The 26309-nt window shown below is 48.9% G+C and carries 29 protein-coding genes and 1 pseudogene; 17 read left to right on the top strand and 13 right to left on the bottom strand.

Translation table 11 applies throughout. The annotated features are described in order from the left end of the window. Positions 1 to 6 precede the first annotated feature (6 nt). The 3 genes from CFK45_RS12075 to CFK45_RS18480 all read left to right on the top strand — a co-directional run bounded on the left by CFK45_RS12075 (position 7) and on the right by CFK45_RS18480 (position 1951). Positions 7 to 750, top strand: coding sequence for a putative porin (locus CFK45_RS12075; RefSeq protein ID WP_204378467.1), 744 nt, complete (start codon positions 7 to 9; stop codon positions 748 to 750). A gap of 113 nt (positions 751 to 863) precedes the next feature. Then, positions 864 to 1772, top strand: a complete 909-nt coding sequence (locus CFK45_RS12070) for a VOC family protein (protein ID WP_096086694.1) — start codon at positions 864 to 866, stop codon at positions 1770 to 1772. An 11-nt stretch (positions 1773 to 1783) separates the two neighbouring features. Then, positions 1784 to 1951, top strand: coding sequence for a hypothetical protein (locus tag CFK45_RS18480; RefSeq protein WP_158224688.1), 168 nt, complete (start codon positions 1784 to 1786; stop codon positions 1949 to 1951). Positions 1952 to 1975: 24 nt separating this feature from the next. On the opposite strand, the gene CFK45_RS12065 is transcribed toward CFK45_RS18480, so the two are convergent. The 3 genes from CFK45_RS12065 to CFK45_RS12055 all read right to left on the bottom strand — a co-directional run bounded on the left by CFK45_RS12065 (position 1976) and on the right by CFK45_RS12055 (position 5300). Next, positions 1976 to 3694 (bottom strand): GGDEF domain-containing protein, encoded by a 1719-nt coding sequence (locus CFK45_RS12065; RefSeq protein WP_096086693.1) that lies wholly within the window; start codon positions 3692 to 3694, stop codon positions 1976 to 1978. A gap of 164 nt (positions 3695 to 3858) precedes the next feature. Further along, entirely contained in the window at positions 3859 to 4536 is a 678-nt protein-coding gene (locus CFK45_RS12060; RefSeq protein WP_096086692.1) for a thiol:disulfide interchange protein DsbA/DsbL, read from the bottom strand. Between the two features lie 116 nt (positions 4537 to 4652). After that, entirely contained in the window at positions 4653 to 5300 is a 648-nt protein-coding gene (locus tag CFK45_RS12055; RefSeq protein WP_096086691.1) for a c-type cytochrome, read from the bottom strand. 131 nt (positions 5301 to 5431) lie between these two features. Here CFK45_RS12055 and yihA point away from each other — a divergent pair, with 131 nt between their 5' ends. Further along, positions 5432 to 6064 (top strand): ribosome biogenesis GTP-binding protein YihA/YsxC, encoded by a 633-nt coding sequence (gene yihA / locus CFK45_RS12050; RefSeq protein WP_096086690.1) that lies wholly within the window; start codon positions 5432 to 5434, stop codon positions 6062 to 6064. Between the two features lie 6 nt (positions 6065 to 6070). Here the strand turns inward: yihA and CFK45_RS18475 are convergent, their stop codons facing one another. Next, the gene (locus CFK45_RS18475) at positions 6071 to 6220 is read right to left on the bottom strand and encodes a hypothetical protein (protein WP_158224687.1); all 150 of its coding nucleotides are present in this window, start codon (positions 6218 to 6220) and stop codon (positions 6071 to 6073) included. A 530-nt stretch (positions 6221 to 6750) separates the two neighbouring features. After that, a complete protein-coding gene (gene polA, locus CFK45_RS12040; protein WP_096086688.1) occupies positions 6751 to 9468 on the bottom strand; it encodes a DNA polymerase I in 2718 nt (905 codons plus the stop codon). 390 nt (positions 9469 to 9858) lie between these two features. Between polA and CFK45_RS12035 the strand changes: the two genes are divergently transcribed. Next, positions 9859 to 10143: a hypothetical protein gene (locus tag CFK45_RS12035; RefSeq protein WP_096086687.1), complete on the top strand. Its 285-nt coding sequence runs from the start codon at positions 9859 to 9861 to the stop codon at positions 10141 to 10143. A 515-nt stretch (positions 10144 to 10658) separates the two neighbouring features. Here CFK45_RS12035 and CFK45_RS12030 read toward each other — a convergent pair. After that, a complete protein-coding gene (locus CFK45_RS12030; protein ID WP_158224686.1) occupies positions 10659 to 11558 on the bottom strand; it encodes a metal ABC transporter solute-binding protein, Zn/Mn family in 900 nt (299 codons plus the stop codon). A 56-nt stretch (positions 11559 to 11614) separates the two neighbouring features. Here CFK45_RS12030 and CFK45_RS12025 point away from each other — a divergent pair, with 56 nt between their 5' ends. The 3 genes from CFK45_RS12025 to CFK45_RS12015 are packed head-to-tail and all read left to right on the top strand — an operon-like array spanning position 11615 to position 13681. Further along, complete coding sequence (locus CFK45_RS12025) at positions 11615 to 12133, top strand: Fur family transcriptional regulator (protein WP_096086685.1); 519 nt, start codon at positions 11615 to 11617, stop codon at positions 12131 to 12133. Beyond that, a complete protein-coding gene (gene znuC / locus CFK45_RS12020; RefSeq protein ID WP_096086684.1) occupies positions 12130 to 12897 on the top strand; it encodes a zinc ABC transporter ATP-binding protein ZnuC in 768 nt (255 codons plus the stop codon). Before CFK45_RS12025 ends, znuC begins: the two co-directional genes overlap by 4 nt. Next, on the top strand, positions 12890 to 13681 hold the full coding sequence (locus CFK45_RS12015) for a metal ABC transporter permease (RefSeq protein WP_096086683.1): 792 nt from the start codon (positions 12890 to 12892) through the stop codon (positions 13679 to 13681). The genes znuC and CFK45_RS12015 overlap by 8 nt, the downstream gene beginning before the upstream one ends. 1 nt (position 13682) lies before the next feature. Here the strand turns inward: CFK45_RS12015 and CFK45_RS12010 are convergent, their stop codons facing one another. Then, positions 13683 to 14246: a gamma carbonic anhydrase family protein gene (locus tag CFK45_RS12010; RefSeq protein WP_239923666.1), complete on the bottom strand. Its 564-nt coding sequence runs from the start codon at positions 14244 to 14246 to the stop codon at positions 13683 to 13685. A gap of 85 nt (positions 14247 to 14331) precedes the next feature. On the opposite strand from CFK45_RS12010, the gene CFK45_RS12005 reads away from it, so the two are divergent. After that, on the top strand, positions 14332 to 14565 hold the full coding sequence (locus CFK45_RS12005) for a YheV family putative zinc ribbon protein (protein WP_204378466.1): 234 nt from the start codon (positions 14332 to 14334) through the stop codon (positions 14563 to 14565). 32 nt (positions 14566 to 14597) lie between these two features. On the opposite strand, the gene CFK45_RS12000 is transcribed toward CFK45_RS12005, so the two are convergent. Beyond that, the gene (locus tag CFK45_RS12000) at positions 14598 to 15275 is read right to left on the bottom strand and encodes a hypothetical protein (protein WP_096086681.1); all 678 of its coding nucleotides are present in this window, start codon (positions 15273 to 15275) and stop codon (positions 14598 to 14600) included. Positions 15276 to 15620: 345 nt separating this feature from the next. Between CFK45_RS12000 and coxB the strand changes: the two genes are divergently transcribed. The 5 genes and pseudogenes from coxB (at position 15621) to CFK45_RS11980 (ending at position 20018) form a co-directional block, all read left to right on the top strand. Then, positions 15621 to 16736: a cytochrome c oxidase subunit II gene (gene coxB / locus CFK45_RS11995; protein WP_096086680.1), complete on the top strand. Its 1116-nt coding sequence runs from the start codon at positions 15621 to 15623 to the stop codon at positions 16734 to 16736. 10 nt (positions 16737 to 16746) lie between these two features. Then, positions 16747 to 18294 carry a cytochrome c oxidase subunit I gene (gene ctaD, locus CFK45_RS11990; protein WP_096086679.1) on the top strand — a complete coding sequence of 516 codons (1548 nt, stop codon included), beginning with the start codon at positions 16747 to 16749 and terminating at the stop codon, positions 18292 to 18294. Position 18295: 1 nt separating this feature from the next. Then, the gene (locus tag CFK45_RS11985) at positions 18296 to 18955 is read left to right on the top strand and encodes a cytochrome c oxidase assembly protein (protein WP_158224685.1); all 660 of its coding nucleotides are present in this window, start codon (positions 18296 to 18298) and stop codon (positions 18953 to 18955) included. Next, positions 18939 to 19259 (top strand): annotated as a pseudogene (locus CFK45_RS18900) (cytochrome c oxidase subunit 3); the annotation flags it as partial. The gene CFK45_RS11985 and the pseudogene CFK45_RS18900, both read left to right, overlap by 17 nt. Then, a complete protein-coding gene (locus tag CFK45_RS11980) occupies positions 19236 to 20018 on the top strand; it encodes a cytochrome c oxidase subunit 3 (protein WP_414630753.1) in 783 nt (260 codons plus the stop codon). The pseudogene CFK45_RS18900 and the gene CFK45_RS11980, both read left to right, overlap by 24 nt. Here CFK45_RS11980 and CFK45_RS11975 read toward each other — a convergent pair. Further along, positions 19993 to 20232, bottom strand: a complete 240-nt coding sequence (locus CFK45_RS11975) for a DUF2909 domain-containing protein (RefSeq protein WP_096086677.1) — start codon at positions 20230 to 20232, stop codon at positions 19993 to 19995. The two genes, CFK45_RS11980 and CFK45_RS11975, sit on opposite strands and share 26 nt — an antisense overlap. 11 nt (positions 20233 to 20243) lie before the next feature. Here CFK45_RS11975 and CFK45_RS11970 point away from each other — a divergent pair, with 11 nt between their 5' ends. From CFK45_RS11970 to CFK45_RS11960, 3 genes are read left to right on the top strand one after another with little or no spacing between them, the layout of a single operon-like run. Further along, positions 20244 to 20972: an SURF1 family protein gene (locus tag CFK45_RS11970; RefSeq protein ID WP_096086676.1), complete on the top strand. Its 729-nt coding sequence runs from the start codon at positions 20244 to 20246 to the stop codon at positions 20970 to 20972. Then, a complete protein-coding gene (locus CFK45_RS11965; RefSeq protein WP_096086675.1) occupies positions 20953 to 21585 on the top strand; it encodes a hypothetical protein in 633 nt (210 codons plus the stop codon). Before CFK45_RS11970 ends, CFK45_RS11965 begins: the two co-directional genes overlap by 20 nt. Continuing rightward, the gene (locus CFK45_RS11960) at positions 21582 to 22727 is read left to right on the top strand and encodes a COX15/CtaA family protein (RefSeq protein ID WP_096086674.1); all 1146 of its coding nucleotides are present in this window, start codon (positions 21582 to 21584) and stop codon (positions 22725 to 22727) included. Before CFK45_RS11965 ends, CFK45_RS11960 begins: the two co-directional genes overlap by 4 nt. Positions 22728 to 22739: 12 nt before the next feature. Here CFK45_RS11960 and aroE read toward each other — a convergent pair whose 3' ends face one another. The 4 genes from aroE to dprA all read right to left on the bottom strand — a co-directional run bounded on the left by aroE (position 22740) and on the right by dprA (position 26267). Continuing rightward, positions 22740 to 23570, bottom strand: coding sequence for a shikimate dehydrogenase (gene aroE, locus CFK45_RS11955; protein WP_204378465.1), 831 nt, complete (start codon positions 23568 to 23570; stop codon positions 22740 to 22742). Beyond that, the gene (hemF, locus tag CFK45_RS11950) at positions 23561 to 24469 is read right to left on the bottom strand and encodes an oxygen-dependent coproporphyrinogen oxidase (RefSeq protein ID WP_096086672.1); all 909 of its coding nucleotides are present in this window, start codon (positions 24467 to 24469) and stop codon (positions 23561 to 23563) included. Before hemF ends, aroE begins: the two co-directional genes overlap by 10 nt. 36 nt (positions 24470 to 24505) lie before the next feature. Beyond that, positions 24506 to 25063 carry an L-threonylcarbamoyladenylate synthase type 1 TsaC gene (tsaC, locus tag CFK45_RS11945; RefSeq protein WP_096086671.1) on the bottom strand — a complete coding sequence of 186 codons (558 nt, stop codon included), beginning with the start codon at positions 25061 to 25063 and terminating at the stop codon, positions 24506 to 24508. 76 nt (positions 25064 to 25139) lie between these two features. Further along, the gene (dprA, locus tag CFK45_RS11940) at positions 25140 to 26267 is read right to left on the bottom strand and encodes a DNA-processing protein DprA (RefSeq protein WP_204378464.1); all 1128 of its coding nucleotides are present in this window, start codon (positions 26265 to 26267) and stop codon (positions 25140 to 25142) included. Positions 26268 to 26309: the final 42 nt, after the last annotated feature.

Below are 26309 nucleotides of genomic sequence, written 5' to 3'. Positions count from 1 at the left end.
GTAATGATGAAAAAAATTGCACTGGCTACAACCATCGCAGCTCTCACTTGCTCTGCTGCATTCGCTGATACCTACCGCGCTGAAGTTGGTCTGACCATCGACCAGTACTCTCCAGATGCCGGCGATGACTTCAATAAATACACTTTGTTTGGCGATGTTTATTTCCAAGATGTTGACGCAAGCGTCGGCCCCCGCAACGAAGCACCATTTTTGAATAAAGCATCGAGTGTTGGCCTCGACTACACCAATGTTGACCAAGACAATGTTGACGATGCTTTTGCTCTAGATGGCCGCTTTATCATTGGCGAAAAATGGATCGTTGAAGCCATGTACGGCGACAACGGCGGCGACGTTGTTGACTACGGTATCGGTTTTGGTTGGTACCTGAACGATATGATGGACCTGGTCTTTATTTATGACACCACCGATGCCGATAATGCGCCAGACAACCTAACGGCCAGAATGCACGGCGTGGCTGGCCAACTCGGCTATACCGCCTACCTCGGCTACATCGATACCGACGATGATTCAGGTAGCAAGATTGGTGGTGACCTGACTTATTACATCAACAACGATCTCGGCATTGGTGCAATGATCGACTATGCCTCTGTTGGTGATAACGACGCAACTGATTGGGGTATCTATGCAGACTGGTTTGTTGCCCCGGCCTTTGATCTGCGCCTAGACTACAGCACTGCGAATGACGGCGACGATTCAGAGATCGGTCTGACTGGCTCTTTCCGCTTCTAAGCGTTTCTATGTAAGCGCCCGCAAGGGCGCTTTTGTTTTATCTGAGTTTTTACTTCCCTTAAGCTTTAGTATTTAATGCGCCTTTGATGCTTGTATGGCCAAAGGATTGCTCGATGCCCTCCCGTCTTTTTAAACCCCTGCTGTTACTACTTATTGCGGTACTTACATCTGTACTGCTCAGCTGTCAAAATCAGCACTATAATTTGCCAGCGCTAAGCGAAGAAAAAAATCAGCTTAAATTACCCGGCAAGATTGTTTGGCACGACCTATTGACCGAAAGCCCGGAAAAAACTCAGCATTTTTATGAGCAATTGCTCGGTTGGCAGTTTGAGCCGGTGAGTCTAGAACTTGGCAACAGCGAACTGCCCTATACTCTGATTCGCAACAAAGGTCGCCTAATAGGCGGCATGATAGATCAGCGCAAAATCCGCGCTAAAGTCGATATCAGCCAGTGGTTTACGCTGATGTCCGTCACTGACATCAAAAGCGCTGTGGCTACGGTAAAGAGCATGGGCGGTCGCACTCATGGCAATATTGTTGAACTCGGTGAACGCGGCAAAATTGTCGTTATCGAAGATAAACAGGGCGCGCTCAGTGCACTGCTCGAAACGCGCTACGGCGACCCTGCCGACAAGGGCTTCCCGCGGGTTGGCGACTTTCTTTGGAATGAACTGTGGACAAGCGATATAAATCAAGCTCAGCAGTTTTATCAGAGCCTTGCACCGCTAAAAGCCGAACAGCATCATCTCAGCTACGCCTATACAAGCTTTAGCTCGCAGGGGCAAAAGCGCTTTGGCGTGATGGCCCAGCCTATTCCAGACTTAGAACCCGTGTGGGTTAGTTATGTGCGTGTGCAAGACGAAATCAGCCTCGACAAAATGCTGAGCAAAGTTGAACAACTTGGCGGCGATATTCTTGTAGCCAAACAAAAACGTGAAATCGGCGGTCATGTGGCACTGATTCGCGACCCGTCGGGCGCTGGCCTGGCTCTGCAAACCTGGCCCAAAGCGGGGGAAGAATAATGCTAAGCTCAATGTCCCGACTATTTGTATTGCTTGTTTTTTGTTTTGGCCTAAGCAGCTGCTCGCAGCCTCAGGTTTACGGCAGCATCACCATGAGCAAGGGTTTTAATTCCTACGGTGGCGGTTATCGCGGTTCCGGCGGTTATGGCAGTATCACAATAGGCGGGCGCATCCGTTAGATTTTTGCTAAGCATCTATGGGCGCTAGCTTGCGAGCTCACAGCGGTTGCGGCCGAGCTCTTTGGCTTGATAAAGCGCGGCGTCAGCGCGCTCAAAACAGTGCTCTATTTGCTCGTCACTGTTTAATTGTGCCAAACCAAAACTGATAGTTATTTGCAGCGGCTCACCTTTAAATTTCAGCGAGGATTTTTCAACCAGGGCACGAATTTTATCGAGTACTTTCAACGCTGCATCAAGCTCGGTATTGGGCAACAACATTACAAATTCTTCACCACCGTAGCGCGCAATAAAGTCCGTGTTGCGCAGGCGCTTGGCGATAACAGACGAAATAAGCTGCAGCACCTTGTCGCCGGCCTGGTGGCCATAGTTGTCGTTAATACGCTTAAAGTGGTCGATATCACACACCGCCAGTGTTAGCGGCAAACCATCGCGGGACGCACGCTGCCACTCCTGATAACTTCGCTCTGAATAGGCCTCTCGATTCGGCAACGAAGTTAGGGGGTCGTGAGTGGCCAGGTGACGCTGTTCCGCCAAAGCTTGTTTTGTCGCCTCGCTTTCCTTTTTGAAATGCTGCACTTGCTTGACCAGCGTTTGCAATTGCTCTTGCAGTGCATCTTTGGGTTGGGCTTGCCACTGCTGCAGCGCGTCGTGAATAAACTGCAAACTCGAGCTCACTTCGCACTTAAGCACATCAACTTTATCCGTTGCCTCAACCGAGGCTTTCATGCGCTCAACCCCCTGTTGTACTTTGTCGGCGAACTGCGCGGCTTCACCGTTTTGATTTTTCTCTTTTTCAACGGCGGCCGCGAGCGCTTCGCCAATATCGCCAAGCTCTTCTTTGAGTTGGTTTAGATACAGGCCGAACTCGTCTTCGGCCTGCAAATAACGCAAGGTCAGAATATCGCGTATATCTTCGAGGGTGATGGCCAATACGTACCAGTCCATGCCGCGGGCAAGGCGGTGGCGCACAATATCGATGCGGTGACGAATATTTTCATTCGGCTCAATATTATCGACAAGCTTGGCAAGCGTGCGATTGATACGCTCGGCAACGGCGGCATAACTGTCTTCATCCTGAACCAGTGTTGCAGCACTGTTAGCCAGCGCAGTGTCACTTATTGGGGGGGCTTGAGCTGGAGCCTGTTCTGGTATGTGCAAGGCTTGCTCGTCACTGTCGCCCTGTTCAGATATCGGTGTTTTCTGTGTTTCAGGCTGAGCTTGCTGCTCAACTCTGAGACTGCGCCCGCCTTTCAGGCGCTGCCAGAGACCCGGAGCATCGTCGCTGGCCGCTTCGAGCGCAAGTAACTGCAGTTTGGCTAGCTCCTCCAGAGCTGGCGCGTATTGGCGAAAATTACTCAGGCGCTTGTTTAGCGCTTTGTGAAAACCGGTTAAGCTTTTTTTCAGGTCGTTGGGCAGTTGCAGGCGTTGATATTGATCCAGCAGTAACTGCATTGCCTGCACCGCTTTGCTGTTTTCGTGGCTGCGCTGCTGCTCAAATTGCTGCACCGCGCGCTGGACTTGTTCGAGTTGCTCGATGGCTTGGGCGCCGCTGCCACCGCGCATAATTTCTCTTAAGCGCAGCACGGATGCATCGAGTTGGGTATCCATGCCCGATGCAGCCGTCGCCAACTGCAGCATGGTTTTCTTCAGTTGCTCTAATTGGTAAGCAAAGCGCTTCTCAGTTTTTTCCTGCTCATCAAGCGCACGTAGATATTTGTCTTTATAGCTGTTTGCGCTGCTCATGGCCCACCTAGCGAAACTTAACTTAATAAGTTTTAGCCCAGATCAGGGCTTGCTGCCTGTAGCAACTCAAATACAACACGTAAATACTCAAACAGTGGGCACAAAAAAGCCGCGACAAGCGCGGCTTTTTCGGTACACAAGGTTCAGTACAAAGGGTGCAGCGCTTATTGAATACCGCGCTCTGCGGCAATTTTAGCGGCAAGCCAGCTGGCAATATCGAGCATTTGCTCATAGCTTCCAGCCATAGACGTGGTAATGCGATAGCGGCCATCAACAAAGATCTCTGGTGTACCGGCAATAGCAAAGGCGCGCGCACGGCCATCGGCCTGGTTAACCATGCTTTTTACCGTCCAGTTGTTGTACATTTTTTCAGCTTTTTCGCGCTCGACACCGAGGCTTTCAAACATGGCAAAAATATCGTCTTCTTTTAACAGCGCTTTATAAGCGGCCTTTGGATCACTGGCCTTGTTGTGAATCGCTGCAAACATCGCATCGGCGGTTTCCTGGCCCACACCGAGCTTTTTACCAGTGAAATAAACTTGCGCGCGAATTTTGGTGTCTTTGTTCCAAACTACCGGGTTTTTCACCAGCTCGACGTAATCGGCTTTTCTCTCAGACCACTTTTTCGCAGCGACTTCAAAGCGTGCGCAGGCGGGGCAACCAAAACGAAACACCTCGGTCACTTCAACTTTGTCTTCGCCAACAATCGTGGGTACTGGCGCTAGAAGCTTGGTGTAGTGTTTGTTTTCAACATATTTTTCCGCAGCTATGGCCGAGCTTTTGTCTTCAGCACAGGCGGCTAGAGAGACAAAAAAACCAAGCAACAACATCCAATAACGCATAGGGACTCCTGAATCTTAGGTTTAGCGCTTGAGTATAAATATAAATAAGCTAAATGACGTCAAGCTGAACATAAAAATGCCCGCTTTAGCGGGCATTTGTGAGTTATATCTTAGACTCAGTAGAGACCGGAGATATAAGCTGAAACGGCTTTGATCTCAGCATCGCTCATATGTTCCGCAACAGAGCGCATAATTTTCGCTTCGCCATCGGTCGAACGCTCACCGGAACGGAAAGCCAGCAATTGCTTTTCAATGTACTCCGCGTACTGGCCGCTCAAACGAGGGAAACCGGCAGGCGGATTGCCCTGGCCACGCGGGCTGTGGCAACCGGTACAGGCCGGCACCTTGGTTTCGAGATTGCCGGCGCGATACACCTGCTCACCAAACTCAAGTGCGCTGACCACTTCACCCGAATTAAGCTTTAACTCTGCATCTTTGGCTCCGGCCAACTGAGTGCTTTTGCTGCTGAAAAACGCGGCCATATCGGCGAGTTGCTGATCACTTTTGCCGTCGAGCTGGCCCACCATCTCTGGGATATTGCGCTCACCATCGCGGATCATCTTTAACTGGTTAGTGAGGTACTTCTCACCGAGGCCCGCAATTTTAGGGAACATCGGAGAAGGGCTGTTGCCGTCGCTACCGTGACAAGCTGCGCAGGGCGCGGCCATTGCTTCGCCTTTTGCTGCGTCGCCGGCAGCCATGGCAGATGTAGCAGACATCAGCAGGCCTGCGCTTAGCAAAGAAGCAAAGAGTTTGTTTTTCATCGAATCTAGACGCTCTTAATAAAGGAAATCGGTTCTTCCACAGCCGCTGTTGCAGCGACTCTGCTTTCATTTTTATAGCTTGGACCGCATTATATACCGCCCTGACCGATACGGCTAAGCCCTCGACCCGCATGTCCAAGATTAAGTTTCAATCTGCGCAATATTTAACCAGCGCGCCGTCAATTCGTGAATGTCCGGCCGAAACCGGCGTTGAAGTTGCCTTTGCGGGGCGTTCAAACGCCGGCAAAAGCAGTGCCTTAAACAAGCTCACACGCAACGGCAAGCTCGCTCGCACCAGTAAAACCCCGGGCCGAACCCAACTGATCAACTATTTCAACCTCAATAAAAGCGAAGATTTACGCTTGGTCGACCTGCCTGGCTACGGTTTTGCCAAAGTGCCTTTGGCAATGAAAAAAGCCTGGGAAAAAAATATGAGTGAGTACCTGCAAAAACGAGAGAGTTTGCAGGGGCTGATTATTGTTATGGATATCCGCCACCCGCTGCAAGAAGGTGACGTGATGATCTTAAACTGGGCCGTTGAAGCCGAGCTGCCGAGCCACATCTTGCTAACCAAAAGCGACAAGCTAAAACGCGGCGCCGCCAAAAATACGCTGTTGGAAGTTGAGAAGAAGCTTCGCGAAGCTCAAGTTGAAGACCTTGTCAGCGCACAGACATTTTCATCGCTCAAGGGCGACGGTGTCGACAAGCTTGAGCAGCGCATTGCCAGCTGGATGATGGTAGAAGGTCTGTTTGACGAAAACTAAGCCGTGTTACACGCAGTACAACAGTTCGTTGGCAACACTGATGGCTTCGTCGTTGTGCTGCTCTTGGTCTTGCTCTTCTCGCTGTACTTGTTCGGCGGCCAACTGAGCGATAACGGCCTGCGCCTCTTGCTGCTCTCCGTAATATGGGACGTGCATCTCTAAATCTCCAAACTCAATATTTGTGCAGTTGATGCTAGTTACACTGTCAATTTGAGTTTTGATCCACATCACTGCGTTGGAGACAGTTTTTAAAGCAGCGCCCGGCAGAGAATATTGCTTGATTAAGCGCAAAAACGAGCTTTTATTGCGCTCTTTTGCATCCTTGCAAGCGGCTCAGTACCTAAGTTCCTGTAGGCACCGCTCTTTTGCGTCCTTGCAAGCGCTCATTACCTGAGTTCCTGTAGGCACCGCTCTTTTGCATCCTTGCAACCGCTCAGTACCTGAGTTCCTGTAGGCACCGCTCATTTGCATCCTTGCAACCGCTCAGTACCTGAGTTCCTGTAGGCACCGCTCATTTGCATCCGTGCAAGCGCTCAGTACCTACTTCCTGTAGGCATAAAAAAGCCCGCGTTTTTGGCGCGAGCTAAAGCTTACTTTGGGGGGAAGTACACGAAGTCATGGAGAAACTTCATGTTCTGCTTACTCAGATAGCTGCCGCTGAGAAAAGTTCACTTCTTTTTAAAAAATTAATGCGCTTCATCCCAGTTGTCACCGGACCCGGCTTCGACCAACAGCGGCACACTTAACTCTATCGCTGAGCTCATCAGTGCACAGAGTTTGTCTTTAACTTCTTCCAGCTGGGTTTCGGCGACCTCAAGTACCAGTTCATCGTGTACCTGCATAATCAAATTGGCATCAACTGTACTTTGCTGCAGCCATTGATCCACTTCGAGCATGGCCAGCTTGATAATATCCGCGGCACTTCCTTGCATCGGCGCGTTGATCGCAAGCCGCTCCGCCGCCTGCCGGCGCATGCCGTTGCGTGCGTTAATCTCGGGCAAATACAAGCGGCGGCCTTTAATGGTTTCAACCCAGCCCTGCTCCGCCGCTTTGACTTTGATATTGTCCATATAGTCGGCGACACCGGGGTAGCGGGCAAAATAGGTATCTATATACAACTGCGCATCGACTCGACTGATATGCAGCTGTTTGGCCAAACCAAAGGCACTCATGCCGTAAATTAAACCAAAGTTGATTGCTTTGGCATTGCGCCGCTGTTCAACACTTACCTCATCCAGTGCCACATCAAACACTTCGGCAGCGGTAGCTCGGTGAATATCGAGGCCCTGCTCAAACGCCGAGCAAAGGCCTTTGTCAGCACTTAAATGCGCCATGATGCGCAATTCAATTTGGCTGTAATCGGCCGCGACGATTTTGTAACCCGGCCGAGCGATAAAGGCCTGGCGTATGCGCCGCCCCTCTTCTGTTTTGATAGGAATGTTTTGCAGGTTGGGGTCGCTGGAGCTCAAGCGCCCAGTGCTGGTAACCGCCTGGTGATAGGATGTGTGCACGCGGCCCTCGGCATCGACCAGCGTTGGCAGCTTATCCGTGTAAGTGCTTTTTAACTTGGCTAAAGCGCGAAACTGCATAATCTGTGCAGGCAGCTCGTAATCCAACGCCAGTTCCTGCAGGACTTCTTCAGCCGTCGACGGCGCGCCCTTCTTGGTTTTTTTAATTACCGGCAAGCCGAGCTTATCAAATAAAATAGCGCCGAGCTGTTTGGTGGACGCCAGATTAAATTCTTCTCCGGCCAGTTCGTAGACCTTGGCTTCAATCTCTTGCATGCGCGCTGCATGTTGCTGGCTTTGCAGGCGCAGCTGATCAGAATCGAGCAAGGCGCCATTGCGTTCGGTGCGGCTCAACACTTCGAGCAGGGGCCGCTCAAGCTCTTCGTAGAGAGCGAGTAAATCCGGCTCTTTTTCTAAGGCTTCATAAAGTTTTAAGTGTAAACGCAAGGTGATATCGGCATCTTCGGCGGCATAAGGAGCGGCCTGCTCAAGATCGATTTGATCAAAGGTCAGTTGTTTCACACCCTTACCGGCAATATCTTCGAAGTGAATTGTCTTCAAACCGAGAATACGCTCAGCCAAGCTGTCCATATCGTGGCGCCCGGCGCTGCTGTTTAACACGTAGCTCTCAAGCATGGTGTCGTGGCGTATGCCTTGAAGCTCAATACCGTGGTTTAGCAGTACGTTCCTATCGTATTTAAGGTTCTGCCCAAGCTTAGCCAGGCTGGCATCTTCCAATACAGGTTTCAAAGCTGCCCACACCGTCTCTTCGCTGAGCTGTTCCGGAGCACCGACATAGCTGTGTGCAAATGGCACATAGGCGGCCTCTCCTGGCTCTACAGCAAAACTGACTCCAACCACTCTCGCTTGCATATAGTTAAGTGAGGTAGTTTCAGTATCAAACGCAAACAGCTCGGCAGACTTTAACTTTTTTACCCAAGCATGCAGCGATGCCTCATCTAAAACACAGTCATAGTGCTTGTCGATTTCTTCAGCCTGAACCACCTGCCCATCGGCGCCACTTTCTAACTCATCAATCCAGGTTTTAAATTCGAGCTCGGTAAACCAGCTCAGCAGGGTCTCTTTGTCGACGGCCCCGGGCTGCAGCTGCTCCACATCCTGCTCGAGCTCGAGGTCAGTTTTGATCGTCGCCAATTCGTAGGAGAGATAGGCGCTGTCTTTGTGCTGCTCGAGCTTTTTGGCCATGCTCTTGCTGCCGCGAAAGTCCAGGCTGGCAATTTCATCGAGGCGACTGTATATGCTGTCGAGACCACCCAAACCCTGCAATAAGGCCAGGGCGGTTTTTTCTCCAACCCCGGGAACACCGGGGATGTTGTCGACTTTGTCGCCCATTAGCGCGAGAAAGTCGATAATAAGTTCTGGAGCAATACCAAACTTTTGCTCGACACCGGCAATATCCATAACGGTTTCCGTCATCGTATTCACCAGGGTAACTTGCTCATTGACCAGCTGAGCCATATCTTTATCGCCTGTCGAAACAACAACCGGCAAACCTTTGTCACTGGCTTGGCGCGCATAGGTGCCGATAACATCGTCCGCCTCCACACCTTCAACAATGATTAGCGGTAAGCCCATCGCCCGAATAATGCTGTGCAGCGGCTCAACTTGCTCACGCAAATCGTCGGGCATCGGCGGGCGCTGCGCCTTGTATTCACTGTAAATCTCGTCGCGAAAGGTCTTACCTTTTGCATCAAAAATAACTGCAACAGGGCTTTCGGGATAATCCTTCTCTAGCCGCTTGAGCATCGCCACCACTCCTCTAATTGCTCCGGTTGGAAAGCCTTGAGCATTGCGCAGGTCCGCTTTGTACATTGCGTGAAAAGCGCGATAGAGATAAGAAGAACCGTCTACGAGTATTAAAGGGGCTTGCGACATAAAAAGAGAAGGCCTTAGTAAGTGGAGGCGCAAGCATATACAAAAGCGCGTTTAAGTCCGAGCACCGAAATTAAATGACAGACAAAACTGTGCAGAAACAGCGCAATGTGTGCATAGAATTTGTTTTTCTAAAGAAGGGTAACACTTGTAACGGTAACATTGATTAAATGTCACACAGATCACATTTTGAGCACCGAATTGCGCAGAACCCCACAAAATAAGGCCTGTAACGTTGATTCAACTTATAAAAATACCAGCCTGCATAAAAAACGCACTTGCAATAACCAAAAAAATCGTTACTATGGGTAACACAAGGTAACAACTTGTACGAGAAAGCTCACATTCGAGCTCATCGGTAACCAACCCAACTCTCACAAGGAGAATTTTTAGATGAAACTTTTAGCCGTACTCAGCGTCTTATTTGCCGCGAATAGCGTACTGGCTGGTGAGGTTGGTACCCCAAATCCTTCTAGCGAAGTGAAAGCTGAAAAAGTTGAACTCGCTCTGGCGGACAAAGGTGCCGGCACAAGCTGGTCAGTCGAGCCCCTGAAATTCCAGGCCACCGCTCATCAAACCGCTGAATTAAACAAACGCGTTGATCAAATGAATGCAGAGATCTCTGCCAACCTCGACGCGCTGATTGCTGAAAAAGTAGAAGCTTCTTTAGCAAATTAAGCACCCAGGGCGAGATCGCCCGGTAGCGTTTTTTAAGGGAAACAGAGGTCGACCGACTCAGTTTCCTCTTGCAGCCAGATTTATAGGTGTATGCAAGGAAGGGCAACTGCCTTCTAGGTCAAGTTGAGTTATACGTCTCCACGTCTCCGGGCCGCGCAGAGCTGAGTAGTACTGCAAAGCCCACCCCCTTGCTCAAGTAGAGCTGGTAGTGCTACTTAGGCAATTTTATAGAGGCCCCCATGGCAACATGCGGGGCCTTTTTTTATATCCATGGATGGATGGTATAGCGCGGAATCACGGATGATTGGAGCGCATATATCCACGGATGAAGGTATAGCGTGGAATCACGGATGATTGGAGCGCATATATCCATGGATGGATGGTATAGCGCGGAATCATGGATGATTGGAGAGCATATATCCACGGATGAAGGTATTTCGCGGAATCGCGGAGATTAGAGCGTGTCTACCTAAAAAGAAGCAGAGCAAGCTCAACGCAGAACCGGCTATACGGAGCTAAAGCTCTATGCAGCGCTGAAAACCATCGGCAATGCTCTTCATATAAGCAACGTAAGCACTGCCCTCAGCCGGCACTGAAAAACGGGCCGCAAGTAAATCTACTTCAACAAGCTGCATATCAATACGCGCGGCCAATTTCTGCGCCGCCTGAAACTCGTCGACATCGGCAATCAAACAGCTCAAGCCCCGGGCCTGGGTTTTTAGTTCGTAGAGCTGACGCGCGTGCAGCTGCTGATCGGGCAGTTGATTCACGGCAAACTTCTGTTTGAGGCCGAGTTCGTTTACATAGAGCCCCCAGGCATCGTGATAAACGGCAAAAGCCTTATCTGAACTGCTAAACAGAGTCTTCGCCCGGTGGTATTCGCGATCTAAGTCGCTGAGTAAATTGTCGAGCTTTTGTTTAATCTGTGCTTGCTGCTTAGGGTAGTGCTGAATCATCTTCTCAGCGATGCGCTCGGCAAACTGCCGGCTGTGTACAAAACTCAACCACAGATGAGTTTCCTGCCCGTGTTGATGGGCGTGGTTATTTGAAGAATGCTTATTTGCAGAATGCAGTTCCGCATCAGCAAGTTTGTCTAGCGTAAGCAAATGTTGATCATCAACCTGCTTCTCTACCGCTTTGGCAATTAGGCTTTCAAACTCGGGGCCAACCCAAATAAAAAGCTCCGCCTGCTGCAGTTTCAACAAGTCACGCGGTTTTAAGGCATAATGGTGAGGAGAGTCACTGGGGCCTAATAGTGCATCGCTGCGCACCGATTGCGGCGCTAAATCACTTGCGAGCAATTGCAATGGCCGTATCGAGCTTAATACGTCCGCACGAGACTGAGTAGAGAGAAAAAGCTGGCCGAGCAGCACAATAAGGCTAACAACCAGCCCGCGGGTTTCACTAAGTTTCAAAATCGAAGCCGTAAAACGATATATAATATCATAACCTGCCCTATTTTGAGCGACTCATGCCAAGCCAAGTTTTGCGCAGCCACAATTCTCAAAGCCTCGACCAAGCTCTGCGCGCCGCTCAAAAAGCCTGTGAGCAAGACGGTTCAAAATTCACCGAGTTGCGTGAACAGGTGCTGCGCATTATTTGGCAGGCGGGCAAACCGATAGGCGCCTACGAGATTATTGCCGAGCTAGAACAACTTAGCGGGCGAACAAAAATTGGGCCGCCTACGGTTTACAGGACCTTAGAGTTTTTACAGAGGCTCGAACTCATTCACCGCGTGCACAGCCTCAATGCCTTTCTCGCCCGAAATCAAACCAGGGCGGGCAGCATGCCGGCCCTATTTATTTGCCGCAAATGCAAGCAGGCAAACGAGGTCGTCAACAGCGTTTTTCAACAGGCTGTCAATTTGAGCGCCAACGAAATGAAATTTCAGGTAGACGAGCAAATGTTAGAGGTACTCGGCCTCTGTCAACACTGTCGCCGCAGCGACGAAGCGATAAAAACAAGTCAAACAAGTTTTCGAAACTCATGAGCCAAGCTGCTGAAACCCTTATCAGCCTCAAACAGGTGTGTTTGAGCTTTGCCGAGCAAACGGTGCTCGACAACATCAATCTAAGCATTCACCGCAATGAAATCATCAGCATTATCGGCCCAAACGGCGCCGGGAAAAGCTCGCTAATTAAGATTATGGCCGGGCTGGTTCCGGCAAGTTCCGGCACACGTGAACAACACGGTCAATTTGTGCTCGGCTATGTTCCGCAAAAACTGAGCATGGACAAATCCATGCCCATTAAAGTCAGCCGCTTTTTAAGCCTCTCGCGCGCGCCCAAAACAAGCTACCACGAGGCCTTAACTATCGTCGGTGCCGAGCAGCTGTGGTCCCGGCAGATGCACGACTTAAGCGGCGGTGAATTTCAGCGCGTACTGTTCGCGCGTGCACTCGCGCGCAAGCCCGACTTACTACTGCTCGACGAGCCGCTGCAAGGTGTCGATATCACCGGCCAGGTCGAACTCTATGAACTTATAGGTAAAATACGCGGGCAACTTAACTGCGGCATCGCGATGGTCAGCCACGACCTGCATTTAGTGATGGCGCAGACAGACAGGGTTTTGTGCTTGAATGGGCACATCTGCTGCGAAGGGCAGCCGGAAAGTGTCAGCCAGCACCCCGAATATTTGAGCTTATTTGGCCAGCACGGATCACAAAACCTCGCGGTCTACACCCACCATCACGATCACCACCACAACCTGCACGGTGATGTAGAGCGCTGCAATTCAAGTTGTCACCATGATTGAACTGTTTTTATTACCCCTACTTACCGGCTTGGTATTGTTATTTAGCCTCGCCCCGCTCGGCTGTTTTGTACTGTGGCGGCGCATGGCTTTTTTTGGTGACAGCATTGCCCACAGCATGTTGATCGGCGTCGCCTTAGCGCTCGCCTTCGAGCTGAATATCAGCCTCGCAACGCTGCTGTTGGCCGCCTTTATCGCCTTGTTAATGGCGGCCTTTGGCCGAGATGGAAAACTGCCCCGCGATACCCTGCTCAGCATAATTTCTCATTCGAGCTTAGCCGTCGGCCTGCTCGCGATGAGTGTTTTTGCCGATCAGCGGCTCAACCTGATGAGCTTTTTAGTCGGCGACATATTGAGCGTAAATAGCAAAGACTTACTTACCGTAAGTATCTCTTCATCCCTGTGCCTGGCTTTGCTTATCTATTACTGGCGCGCGTTGCTCGGGCTTGTGATCAGCAAAGAATTGAGCCAGGTTGAAGGCGACAACAGCGCTTGGCTCAACGCCCTGTTGATGCTGATTACCGCGCTGGTTATTGCCATCGCTGTGCGCATGGTTGGGGTCCTGCTAATCACGGCTTTGATGGTCATCCCAGCGGCCTCTGCGCGGCTTCTCAGCCGCTCACCTGAAGCGATGGCTCTACTCAGTGTTGCTTTTGCAACGGCGGCGCTGTGCTTGGGCATGGCGCTGTCGTTTGTATTTAACAGTGCAACTGGGCCAACCATCGTCAGCGTAGCTGCGCTGCTACTTTTGTGCACCGCAGCGCTAGGCAAAATTCGGCCCCGTTAACTTACGCCTCTGGCTCAGCGGCAAGATATTTATCTTTTAGCTCAACGTAGTTCGCTGCCGAGTAACAAAAAAAACTGAGCTCTTTTTCAGTTAGGGGCCGAGCTTTTTTTGCCGGGCTGCCGACATAGAGGTAGCCACTCTCAAGCTGCTTGCCCGGCGGCACTAAAGCCCCGGCAGCGATAACTGTCTCATCGGGGACAACAGCCCCGTCGAGTACGGTCGAGTTAATGCCGATTAACACTCTGCTACCGACAGTGCAGCCGTGCAAACAGGCGCCGTGGCCTATGGTGACATCGTCGCCAACAATGACCGGATGCCCTTCGGGGTTGTAGCTACTTTTGTGGGTAATATGGAGTACCGCGTTGTCCTGTACACTCACACGGGCTCCAATACGGATGTAGTTCATATCGCCGCGAATCACAGCGCAGGGCCAAATGGAGCAGTGATCGCCAATCTCAACATCGCCAATAACCACGGCCGAGTTATCGATAAAAACCGCCTCACCGAGTTTAGGTTCTGTGGATAAATACTTACGGATCGCGGCGACTTTTGGGCTATTACTCATTGTTTCAGGCATAAGGCTTATTTGCAGACAGTAAAACAGTTACTATGCCGAGCGAAATAAGAGCAGGCAAGAACAGAGGTCAAAAGTGCTGTTAGCTAATCACAAAAAGCGCTTTATCGCGGGCGCAAGCTGCCCGAGCTGCAAACAAATCGATCACGTTCAAGTGTGGGCTGAAGACGGTGTACCGGTTATGCACTGCGTAAGCTGCGGTTATACTGAAAAACAGAATCACGACAACAGCTCAACAAGCTCTGAAGGCGGTGATGTTGAGCCTCTGCGCTTTGTTGACCAATTTGTTGACGCAAGTGCTAAAGACTAGCACCGGCAAATACCAACAAGCGCTTTCGCCACTCAGTGCAGCGCGTAGTTTGAAGGGTTGTAACTGACCTTGAGTTCGATTGACGAGTCCCCCGCCAAGCAGGGCCAGTCTTCCAACAGATTGCGAAAACCATCAACCTTGTGCAGTTTGACATAGTTTAAAAATGCCTCGCCCTGAAGGGCTTGAGCGTCTTCAAACAAAACGTCGATATGGTAGTGCACAGCCAGATCCAGCTCATTTGAAAATTCTTCGCCGAGCAGGCTGTGCACAATGATGTTACTTAAAGTCATGTCCATCGGTGTCAGCGGCACGCCGTGCTGAAGCAAAATGCGGTCGTTGACCTCTTCCATCAGCCGGTGCGCGTAATAGGCCTCATCAATCAGCGCCTCTACACCTTCGTGTTGATCCATTAACTCTGGCGGGCGACTAAAAAACTGGTAACAGCTCTCTAGCATGGCCTCAACAAACGGCTCTATACCCGCCTGCACTGCCACGTCGCTTAGAGCTTCAAGAAAAGCCGGAACATGTTCGACATACTGTTGTAAAAACTGCTGCAGGGCGCTTTCACGCTTTTCTCCAGGCAGTTCAATCGAGCGATGCAGACGCGATAATCGCTCATTCACAAAGCCTTTTAAACTTCCCAAGTCTTTGTCTCTATCGTGAGCACTGCGGATAATCTGGCGAATTTTTTCTAATGAGTCTGTCTGCATAATTTTTACAAGGCTGTCTTGTACCCGAATCCGTGCACCGACCTCACATCCCTGTTAACAAGCTTTGATAATAATGTTCTGAACTTTAAGCCTCACTAAGCTTAATGCCTAAAGCCGTATCTGACAAAAAAGTCGACACTTATAGCGAATTGTACTTAATTTCCATTACAGAATAACCGTCACTGCAGCGCGACAAGTTCTCACTTTTGCAAGGCTCTGCCTATACTCGAATTAAGTTATCAACAAACCAGCATGACAATAATGCATACCGCTAGGTTTGTTGTAGAACAGTAAAACTGCACCTTCTAAAAACAATAAGAGATTTGGCCTAAATGGAGATGGCTAATGAGGTGGATCGTATCTTTGCCCTGCGGCTTGCTTTTGTTTCTGCTGAGCCTGTCTACACACGCCAGTGAGTGGCAACTAAATATGACCGAAGGCGTTACCTCTATTAGTAAAGAGGTATATAGCTTGCACATGCTCATTTTTTGGATTTGCTGTGCTATCGGTGTTGTTGTTTTTGGGGTGATGTTTGTATCGATGTTTCTACATCGAAAAAGTCGTGGGGTAAAATCCGCAAACTTCCACGAAAGTACAGTATTAGAAATCATCTGGACGACAATTCCATTTATTATCTTGATCGCAATGGCGTTCCCTGCGACAAAAAACCTAATTGATATTTACGACACCGAAGACGCTGATATCGAAATACTTATCACTGGCTACCAGTGGAAGTGGCGCTACGATTACCCCGCTGATGGTGTCAGCTATTTTTCCAACTTAAGCACACCGCTTGAGCAGATATATAAAAATGCTGCCAAAAACCAGCACTACTTACTCGAAGTCGATAACGCTCTGGTTATCCCCGCCGGAAAAAAAGTAAGGTTACTTGTTACCGCCGCCGATGTGATTCACAGCTGGTGGGTACCCGATTTAGCCGTAAAACGCGACGCCATACCCGGCTTTATCAACGAGGCGTGGACTAAAGTAGACAAAATTGGCACGTATCGCGGCCAGTGCGCAGAGCTCTGTGGTAAAGATCACGGTTTTATGCCCATTGAGGTAAAAGTCGTCAGCCAGCAAGACTACGAATTATTTATTCAAGAAAAGAAAAAACTTGCCGCAGATATTGCTGAAGCGGCAAACCAACAATTCGACTTCGATGAGCTCTACCGGCGCGGCGAAAGTGTTTATCAACAACACTGCGCCACCTGCCACCAACTAGATGGCAAAGGCCTGGGTATTTTCCCCGCCATCGCAGGCTCACCAATTGCAACTGGCCCCGTTAAAGAGCATTTGAATCGTGTTCTCAACGGCGCCGGCGCCATGCCCGCTTTTGGCGAGCAGTTAAGCCCCGTCGAAAGTGCTGCAGTCGTTACCTTTCAGCGCAACGCTTTTGGCAACAATATGGGTGAGCTTGTGCAACCTATAGATATCGTCGAATTTAAACAGGGCCGATGAGGAGAACACGATGGCACATGGTCCCGCACCCGGCATAGGTCGCTGGCTCTTCACCACCAACCACAAAGATATTGGCACCATGTACCTGTGGTTCAGCTTTGCGATGTTTTTTGTTGGCGGTTTATTTGCGCTGGTTATCCGTGCGGAATTGTTTGAACCCGGCCTACAAATAGTCGAACCAGAGTTTTTTAACCAAATGACAACCTTACACGGTTTGATCATGGTTTTTGGTGCAGTTATGCCAGCCTTTGTGGGCCTTGCCAACTGGATGCTGCCACTGATGATCGGTGCGCCTGACATGGCGCTTCCGCGCATGAATAACTGGAGTTTCTGGATACTCCCTTTTGCTTTTAGCATGCTCATAGGCACCCTTTTTATGCCTGGAGGTGCTCCCAATTTCGGCTGGACTTTTTACGCACCGCTATCCACAACCTACGCGCCACCTAGTGTGACTGTGTTTATCTTTGCCGTACACATAATGGGCGCCAGCTCAATTATGGGCGCTATTAATATAATCGCGACAATATTAAATATGCGTGCGCCGGGCATGAGCATGATGAAAATGCCGCTGTTTGTCTGGACTTGGCTGATTACCGCGTTTTTGCTGATTGCGGTAATGCCGGTCTTGGCAGGTGTGGTAACTATGATGCTGATGGATATCCACTTCGGCACATCATTTTTTAACGCTGCGGGCGGCGGCGATCCGGTTCTTTTTCAGCATGTATTTTGGTTTTTTGGCCACCCCGAAGTCTACATCATGATTTTGCCAGCCTTTGGTGTGATCTCAGCCATTATCCCCACCTTTGCACGTAAACCGCTTTTTGGTTATAGCTCGATGGTGTATGCGACCGCTTCTATCGCATTTCTGAGTTTTATTGTCTGGGCTCACCACATGTTTACTGTTGGTATGCCATTAGCTGGTGAGCTAATTTTTATGTACGCCACCATGCTGATCGCCGTTCCAACAGGCGTAAAAGTCTTTAATTGGATAACGACAATGTGGCGTGGCGCCATGACATTTGAAGCGCCGATGCTGTTTAGCATCGCTTTTGTAATTTTATTCACCATCGGTGGTTTTAGCGGCCTGATGCTAGCGATTGCACCGGCTGATTTTCAGTACCACGATACCTATTTTGTTGTAGCGCACTTTCACTATGTATTAGTTCCCGGGGCGATATTTTCAATCACCGCTGGCGTTTATTATTGGCTGCCCAAATGGTGTGGGAAAATGTACAACGAGACACTTGCAAAAACACACTTCTGGATTGCTTTCATTGGCCTAAATATTACTTTTTTTCCAATGCACTTTAGCGGCCTTGCAGGCATGCCAAGGCGTATACCAGATTACAACCCACTGTGGGCAGACTGGAATATGATTTCCTCGATCGGCGCTTTTTTATTTGGTGCGGCACAAGTTCTATTTTTATTTATCGTAATCAGAACAATATTCAGCGGTAGGCCTGCGAGCGATCAAGTATGGGAAAGCGCCGAAGGGTTGGAGTGGTCGGTAGCATCTCCTGCGCCCTATCACACTTTTATCAAAGCCCCAGAGATCTAGTGTGAAAACTCAGGCAGATAAGCATATACAGCGACTATCGTTCAAACTGGCTTTGCTGGCGTTTTTAATGTTTATGTTTTGCCTATTTGTTTTACCGCCGCTGTATCAACTTTTTTGTGAAGTTACTGGGCTAAATGGAAAGACTTCCAATCAAGCTTATATCGCAAAACAAGATATCGTAGACCATAGCCGAAATATTACCATCAACTTCATTGCTGTATCACATAACAATCACATCTGGACTTTCAGTGCCCCCGAGCAATCGCTTGTGGTACACCCGGGGCAAATTACCACTACAAAATTTCGTGTAGAAAATACAAGTGGCCGATGGATAGCCGTACAAGCCGTACCTAGTATGGTACCTATTAATGCCACTAACTATTTTAATAAAACAGAGTGTTTTTGTTTTAACCGGCAGATCCTCGCGCCAGGAGAACAGTCCGATCTTGGACTTCAGTTTATTGTTGACTCTGAACTACCCAAAGCAATCAAAAGTTTAACCTTAAGCTACACACTGTTTGATATTAGCGAAGCATCGAGTAAAGAAATTCAAGCCGAACAACAACATCGTATTGGCTTAAACCTAAGTCGTGTAGATAACTTAATTACACTACCGAACGCCAGCGAACAGAACACGGAAGGCAATGCCTATGGCCGATAACAAACCTGACTATTATGTTCCAGAGCAAAGTAAATTACCGATTTTTGCAAGCCTTAGCCTATTTTTATGTGTTGTTGGTTTAGCTAATTGGCTTATTGAGCTCGGCGAAGGCAAAAATGGTACTTCGTCAAATATCTTCCTTCTCGGCTTACTGATGTTTGTTTTTGTTTTGTGGCGATGGTTTGAGCAGGTTATTGAAGAAAACAAGCAGGGCCTAAACAGCGAGCAACTGAAACGCTCTTATATCTGGGCTATGGCCTGGTTTATTTTTTCGGAGTTTATGTTTTTTACAGCCTTTTTTGGCGCCTTGTTTTACGTTAGAACATTTTCACTTGATTGGTTGAGCACAGGCCCAAGCTCCGAGATGCTGTGGAACAACTTTGAAGCGCAGTGGCCGTTGATGCAAACACCAGATATGGCTCTGCAAGGTGAACAAGCCACCGTGCTTGGGCCTGAACAAAATATGGCGAACCCCGGATTTCAACATTGGATGTCCTGGTTACCATTTTGGAATACGGTACTGTTGTTAAGTTCAAGTATTACCGTACATATGGCTCACAGTGCTTTAAAGCGCGGAAAAAACGGCCGCCTGTTCAACTTCTGGCTTGCACTTACTGTTAGCCTGGGTTTGCTCTTCCTGGTTGTTCAAGCCGAAGAATATATTCATGCCTATAACGATCTCGGCCTTACTCTAAGCTCCGGCATCTACGGCGCCACATTTTTTATGCTAACCGGTTTTCACGGTGCACATGTGTGCCTTGGTACATCTATGCTGCTAGTGCAACTAATGCGAAATACGGGGTACTGGCGTTGGCGATTGTTTGCTGTAGCAGCTCTATTTATTGCTTTTTATATCGCATTTAATGTCAACGGTTTTTCGCTTGGCTATCGCCTCGCTTTAGTTGCCTTGGCGGGTCTGGTACTGACAGTTATTGCTGTAGTGAAGACACGACAAGTCTTTCAAAAAGATGACTGTTTTGGTTTTGAAGCTTCAAGTTGGTACTGGCACTTTGTAGATGTCGTATGGTTAGCGTTATTTATTTTTGTATATTTGCTGGCCTAACAATGTGTTGCTCCCACGGAGCCTTAGACACCAACCGGCCGCTACTTAGGCCCCATGCAACGATGCTTAATAACAACGAGGCCGATATAACTCTAAAGGTTAGGCTTTTTATGCATCGCTTATCAGTACCTGTATCTTTGATTAGGAAAAATGCTGCGCTGCTTAGGCTAACAACAGTGACAATAAATAAAACAACAACAAGCAGCTTAAGCATTTTCTATAGCTATGAATAAAAATTCATATAGGTATAAACACAACTGGCGCTTAACTTTTTTTGCGTTGATATTTTTCCCCATATTAATCGCCCTTGGTTTTTGGCAGATTCAGCGCGCTGAAGAAAAACTACAAATTCAAAAGCGCTGGTTAGATCAACAGAACACGGCTTCTATTGATTTAAATGTTACCGACCTTAACAGTGTAGCGAACTATACGAGGCTTACAGTAAGCGGGCGCTACATAGTTAACAATTATTGGCTCCAGGAAGGCCGAAGCTTAGCCTCTCGCCCGGGCTACCACGTAATTAGCCCTTTTGAACTAACAGACGGCCGAATTATTCTTATAGACCGGGGTTGGATCAAGGCCAATATGGATAGGCGTATTTATCCGCAAGTATCAAGCCCAAGTTCAATACTTCGCCTAAGCGGCCTTGCATATACACCAAGCTCTAACCCCCTGATTCGTGAAAACCTGGAGACTCAAACTCATTGGCCTAAACGTATCGTTCAGATAAATACAGAGCTGATGCAAAAGCAACTGCTTCGCGATCTGTTAACTTATGTACTTGTACTCGATGATCATCACCAGAGCGCCTATCAGTACAATCAAACTGTAGTAAATATCAGCCCCGATAAACACCGCGCCTATGCCATTCAATGGTTTATGCTTGCGTTAGTTTTAGTTGCTGCATGGTTCTACGCCTCTTGGGAGCGCCCCTGTGAAAAACCAAAACTCTGAGTTAAATATCAGTTTAAAAACTGCTTTCGCTTGCACAGATGAAGTCCGTACCGGCAAGAAAATACCAGTACTGTTAATACTTATTTTGATAAGTGTGCTGCCTATTGCACTAGCGTATATTAGTTTTTACACCGGCTTTTTATTTCCTAAGTCGACAGTAAACAGTGGCCGTTTTATCGACCCCGCGGTATCACTACACAGCTTACTCAATCAACAAGAGTGGCAACGATGGAACGATGACAAAAAATGGCGGCTTGCTTTTTTCATTAGCAATACGTGTGACGAATCGTGCCAACACCAACTATATACAAGCCGTCAGGTTCACATCCGCCTCGATCAGCGAAGTAAACGCGTCGAGCGAGTCGTATTTGCTTACCCCAGATTTTTTGAATCAATGCTCTGGCAAGCACTTAAAACAAAACACCCCAGGCTAAAGATGGTTAAGATTAAAAACATCGAGGATTGGTTAGCTCAACACCAACTACCTGAAAATCAATATTACCTTGTCGATCAGCAAGGCATGTTAATGATGGCCTATAACAAACAAACAGGTAATGAGCTGCTAAAAGATATTAAACGAGCACTAAAGTATTCCATTGACTACCAACAATGAAACACAACGCATTTAAGATAATCAGCTGTACTATTGTTGTACTCGCAGGCTGCGTCATTGTTCTTGGTGCTTATACCAGGCTTGTTGATGCCGGCCTGGGTTGTCCGGACTGGCCAACATGTTACGGCCACTTGTGGGTACCTATTACTGAACACGATATTACGCAAGCGACACTCAACTACAAAAACACCCCTGTCGATTCAAGTAAAACCTGGCCCGAACAACTTCACAGGATAATTGCTTCTTGCCTTGGGCTTATAATCTTCGCAGCATTTTTTATTGCCTATCGTTTAGAGAACCGCAAAGAACTTATTTATCTTCCAGTATTACTATTCAGTGTAATTATATCTGTTGTCGCCGCAGCACTTAGCAGCTTGCCATTTGAATACGTAAGTATTTTTTTACTGCTGTTATATGCAAGCGCTATTTACTGGCTAAACACAACAACGAATTTTAGTAAGTTACTATTAGCTTTGAGTGCGGTCGCCGGCCTGGTTCTACTGCAAGGTTTATTTGGTATGTGGACAGTGACCTTGAAACTTTGGCCTCAAGTTGTAAGTGCCCATCTACTCGGAGGGTTTTTAATACTTGCTCTGAGCCTATATTGCAGCAGCCTTTTATTTGTTAAAGAAAAACACAACAACAAAAGCTCACTGGTTTACGAGTTTTGGTGGCATCTTAGTTTAACGCTCTTACTTGTTCAGATAAGCTTGGGGGCATGGACTTCAAGTAATTACGCAGCACTTGCGTGCCCAGATTTCCCACTATGCCAGAACAAAATCTTTCCAGAAATGGATTTTTTTCAAGGTTTTAATTTTTTGCAGAATATCGGCCCGAACTACCTAGGCGGCCAACTCGATAACTTTGCTCGTACGGCGATACATTGGAGCCATAGACTTGTCGCGCTACTGCTCAGCGGCTCGCTTATTGTGCTCTGTGTTAAATTAATCAAACAGGGGAATAAATATACTTCCCGACTAGCGAGTGCCTTATTAGCGCTGTTGCTAACTCAGTTGGGCTTGGGCATAAGCAATGTTTTACTTGCCCTGCCCCTAACTATCGCCGTAGCCCACAACGCGGTTGCCGCACTGCTGTTTGCAAGCTACACCGCGCTGTACCTGCGCCGCCGTGAACTGAACTAGGGGCTCTTGTCGCTAAGATTTTTTCTGTAACGCTTCAATAACCGGGCTTGTGTCTGGCTCAATATGTCGCCAAATTTTAAAACTTTGCGCAGCTTGACCAACTAACATACCGAGGCCATCCGATTTTTTTTCTACGCCCAAAGCCTGAGCCCAGCGCAAACACGGTGTCGCTTCTTTTGCATAAAGCATGTCGTAAACGGCAGTTTCACTGTCAACAAGCTCTGCGGGCACTGGAGGCATTTCACCATCTAAACCGGCAGATGTTCCGTTAATCACCACGTCAAACTTGGCTTGATTTTCCAGCTCAGCATAACCCAAGCCTATGACATCGCCGTAATTTGAAAAACGCCGAGCTAAATCTTTGGCCTTTTCGGCGGTTCGGTTGGCAATAACAATTTGTGCAGGCTTTTGTTGCAACAACGGTAACAGAACACCTTTAACGGCACCGCCAGCTCCTAATAACAAGATTCGTTTGCATTGCAGCGGCCAGGCTAAACGCTTAACAATATCGTTAACCATGCCAAGACCATCAGTATTGTCACCGAGTATTCGGCCGTCTTGCTGAAAACTGAGTGTGTTTACGGCGCCAGCAAGTTGAGCGGCCTCGCTTAATTCATCGGCGATGGCAAAAGCTTCCTCTTTAAACGGTACGGTCACGTTCATGCCTTTGCCACCTACGCGGGCAAAGTCTCGCACGGCGGATTCAAAATCCGCCTCGTCTACTTTAAGTTTGTCATAGCGCAATTGCTGCTGACACTGCTCGGCAAACATTGTATGTATTTCAGGGCTGCGGCTGTGCTCTATCGGATTGCCGACAACAAGATACTTGTCCATTACAACCATTCCTTTGCTTGCAGATAATGCTCGTACAGACGCGCCTCTTCGCTGCCCTGCTCGGGTTGCCAGTTGTAATCCCAACGCACCAGAGGTGGCATACTCATTAAGATGCTTTCCGTGCGCCCCCCGGTTTGCAGGCCAAAAAGCGTGCCCCTGTCATAGACAAGGTTAAACTCAACATAGCGCCCGCGGCGGTAGAGCTGGAAATTGCGTTCGCGCTCACCCCAGGCGTCATCTTTTCGCCGCTCGACAATCGGTACATAAGCATCACAATATGAAGAACCCACGGCCTGCATAAGCGCAAAACTCTGCTCAAAACCGAGCTCATTAAGATCGTCAAAAAATAAGCCGCCAACACCGCGCGGCTCATTTCTGTGCTTTAGGAAGAAGTATTCATCACACCACTTTTTGTAACGGCTATAAACGTCATCACCAAAAGGGCTGACAGCGTCTTTAGCAACTTGGTGCCAGTGCCGGCAATCTTCATCGTTGCCGTAGTACGGGGTCAAATCCCAGCCGCCGCCAAACCACCAAATCGGCTCTGCGCCCTCGCGTTCCGCAATAAAAAAGCGCACGTTGGCGTGGCTTGTCGGCACCCTCGGGTTAAGCGGGTGAATAACCAGCGATACGCCCATCGCTTCAAAACTGCAGCCCTCGAGCTCGGGTCGATGAGCTGTCGCAGACTTAGGTAAAGATGCCCCCATCACGTGGCTGAAATTTACCCCACCTTTTTCTATCACTGCACCGTCGGTAATGACACGGCTTTCTCCGCCGCCACCCTCCTCACGCTGCCAGGTTTCAGCTGAGAATCTGGCTTTACCATCGAGTGCTTCTAAACGCGAACAAATTTGATTTTGCAGCTCGCGCAAATAGCTGAGCACCGCCTGCTTGTCGGGTTTACTCATGAGTATCCTGTTTAGCTTGTCTGCCAAGAAAAAACGTCAGCGATACCGCTCGCCACTGACCGCGTCGATTATACGGGAAGCGCCACTGTTTGAACCTATGCGCCCCGGAGCGATGTGAACTTTATCTGCAAAATAGCGCCGCACGCGCATCGCATTAACAGCCGAAGGCAAGCCGGCCGGGTTTGCAGAAGTCGATACGATGGGCCCTTCAAACGCCAAACTAAGGGCCCGCACAACAGGGTGCTCACTGATGCGAATAGCAACACTGCGGCTATTGCCAGATATGAAAGACGGCACTAAATTCAAGTGAGGAACCAGCCAGGTGGTAGCCTGCTGCTGAGGTGCGAGCACGCGCGCTCTGCTCACTGGGTCGAGCTTATCTAACAAAAATGCAAACTGTTGAGCTCGCGCAGCAATAAGGATAAGCCCCTTCTCCACGGGCCGCTGTTTGAGCTCCAGTATGCGCTGTACGGCGTGAGCATTAAATGGGTCACAGCCAAGACCCCAGACACCCTCGGTGGGATACGCAATCACCTCACCGTGCTTAATTGCGTAAACAGCTCGGCGCAGTTTGGGGTTGGAAAGATAGTTCATATGGCTCTGCGAACACTGACATCGCTTTGATCAAAAACACGCAGACGCTACTGTTAAACAAAATAAAACTCAAGCCTCATAGCCGAACATAACCCATGCCAGTGTTTTCAATGTGGCCACTGAGTTCAAGTTCTAGCAGAACTTCGCTTAATTCAGCCAAGCTTAACTGACTGCGTTCTAATACCGTGTCGATGCTACTGAGTTCCCAGCCAACGCTTTCCAGTACTTGCCGCTGCCTGCCCTCAAGTTGCTCTTGTGCTTCTTCGGCAAATAGTTGTTGTTGAAACCACGGCTGCCAATGACTTAGGTTTGTTAAGATATCGTCAACACTTTCAACCAGTGCTGCACCTTGTTTTATCAACTGGTGGCAGCCCCGGCTTAACTCACTGCGAATAGAGCCCGGGATCGCAAATAGCTCCCTATCCATTTCCAGTGCAAGGCGGGCGCTTATCAGAGACCCGCTTTTTAGCGCCGCTTCCACAACCAAAGTCGCTATGCTCAAACCGACAATAATGCGATTTCTCAGTGGAAAATGGTGGCTCAGCGCGGCCATTTTCAAAGGCTGTTCACTGACGACGGCCCCGCCCTGTTGCACAATTGACTCAAGCAAAGCGGTGTTTCTTTGAGGGTAGGGTTTCAACAGGCCCGAACCCAGTACAGCAATGGTTGCGGCGCCCTGGGCAAGAGGGCCAGCGCAAGCCGCGTTTAAAGCACCTCGATGAGCTTCGGAATCGATACCCAGCGCCAAACCGCTAGTAACAACATAGCCTCTGCAGGCCAGCTCGGCGGCGAATTCTGCAGCCAGCGCTCGCCCTGTTGGGCTCGCTTTTCTTGCCCCAATTACCGCGACCTGCGGTAAGCCAAGTGTGTTAACGTCACCTCGAACGTACAGCAAAAGCGGGGCATCACAGCTTTCTTTTAATAACTTTGGGTAAAGCTCGCTCTCTATACTCAGCAACTGAATATCGTGTTGCTGACTGAGCTCCCACTCTCGCCTGACCTTGTCAAAGTGCTCACCGCGACCACTTTTATAAGAACACCACGCTCGCAGAGTTTCTGCAGACATCAGCTCGCGAAGCTGGCTTGGCTGCGCCGCTTCAATAGAGCTAAAGCACTCAAAATTTTTAAATATATTTAAGCGGGAACGATGGCTGAAATTGGGCAATAGCTGCAGTGCCAGCGCACTGATCTCTGCTGGAGGCATTATCATCCTTGATAATCATATGAAGGCAGTAACAATAGCGCG

Origin of the sequence: Agaribacterium haliotis, from assembly GCF_002312815.1 — a bacterium.
In the GTDB taxonomy this organism is placed as follows: domain Bacteria; phylum Pseudomonadota; class Gammaproteobacteria; order Pseudomonadales; family Cellvibrionaceae; genus Agaribacterium; species Agaribacterium haliotis.
The sequence above is the reverse complement of the archived record's forward strand: the minus strand, read 5'-3'. Positions and strand labels throughout refer to the sequence as shown.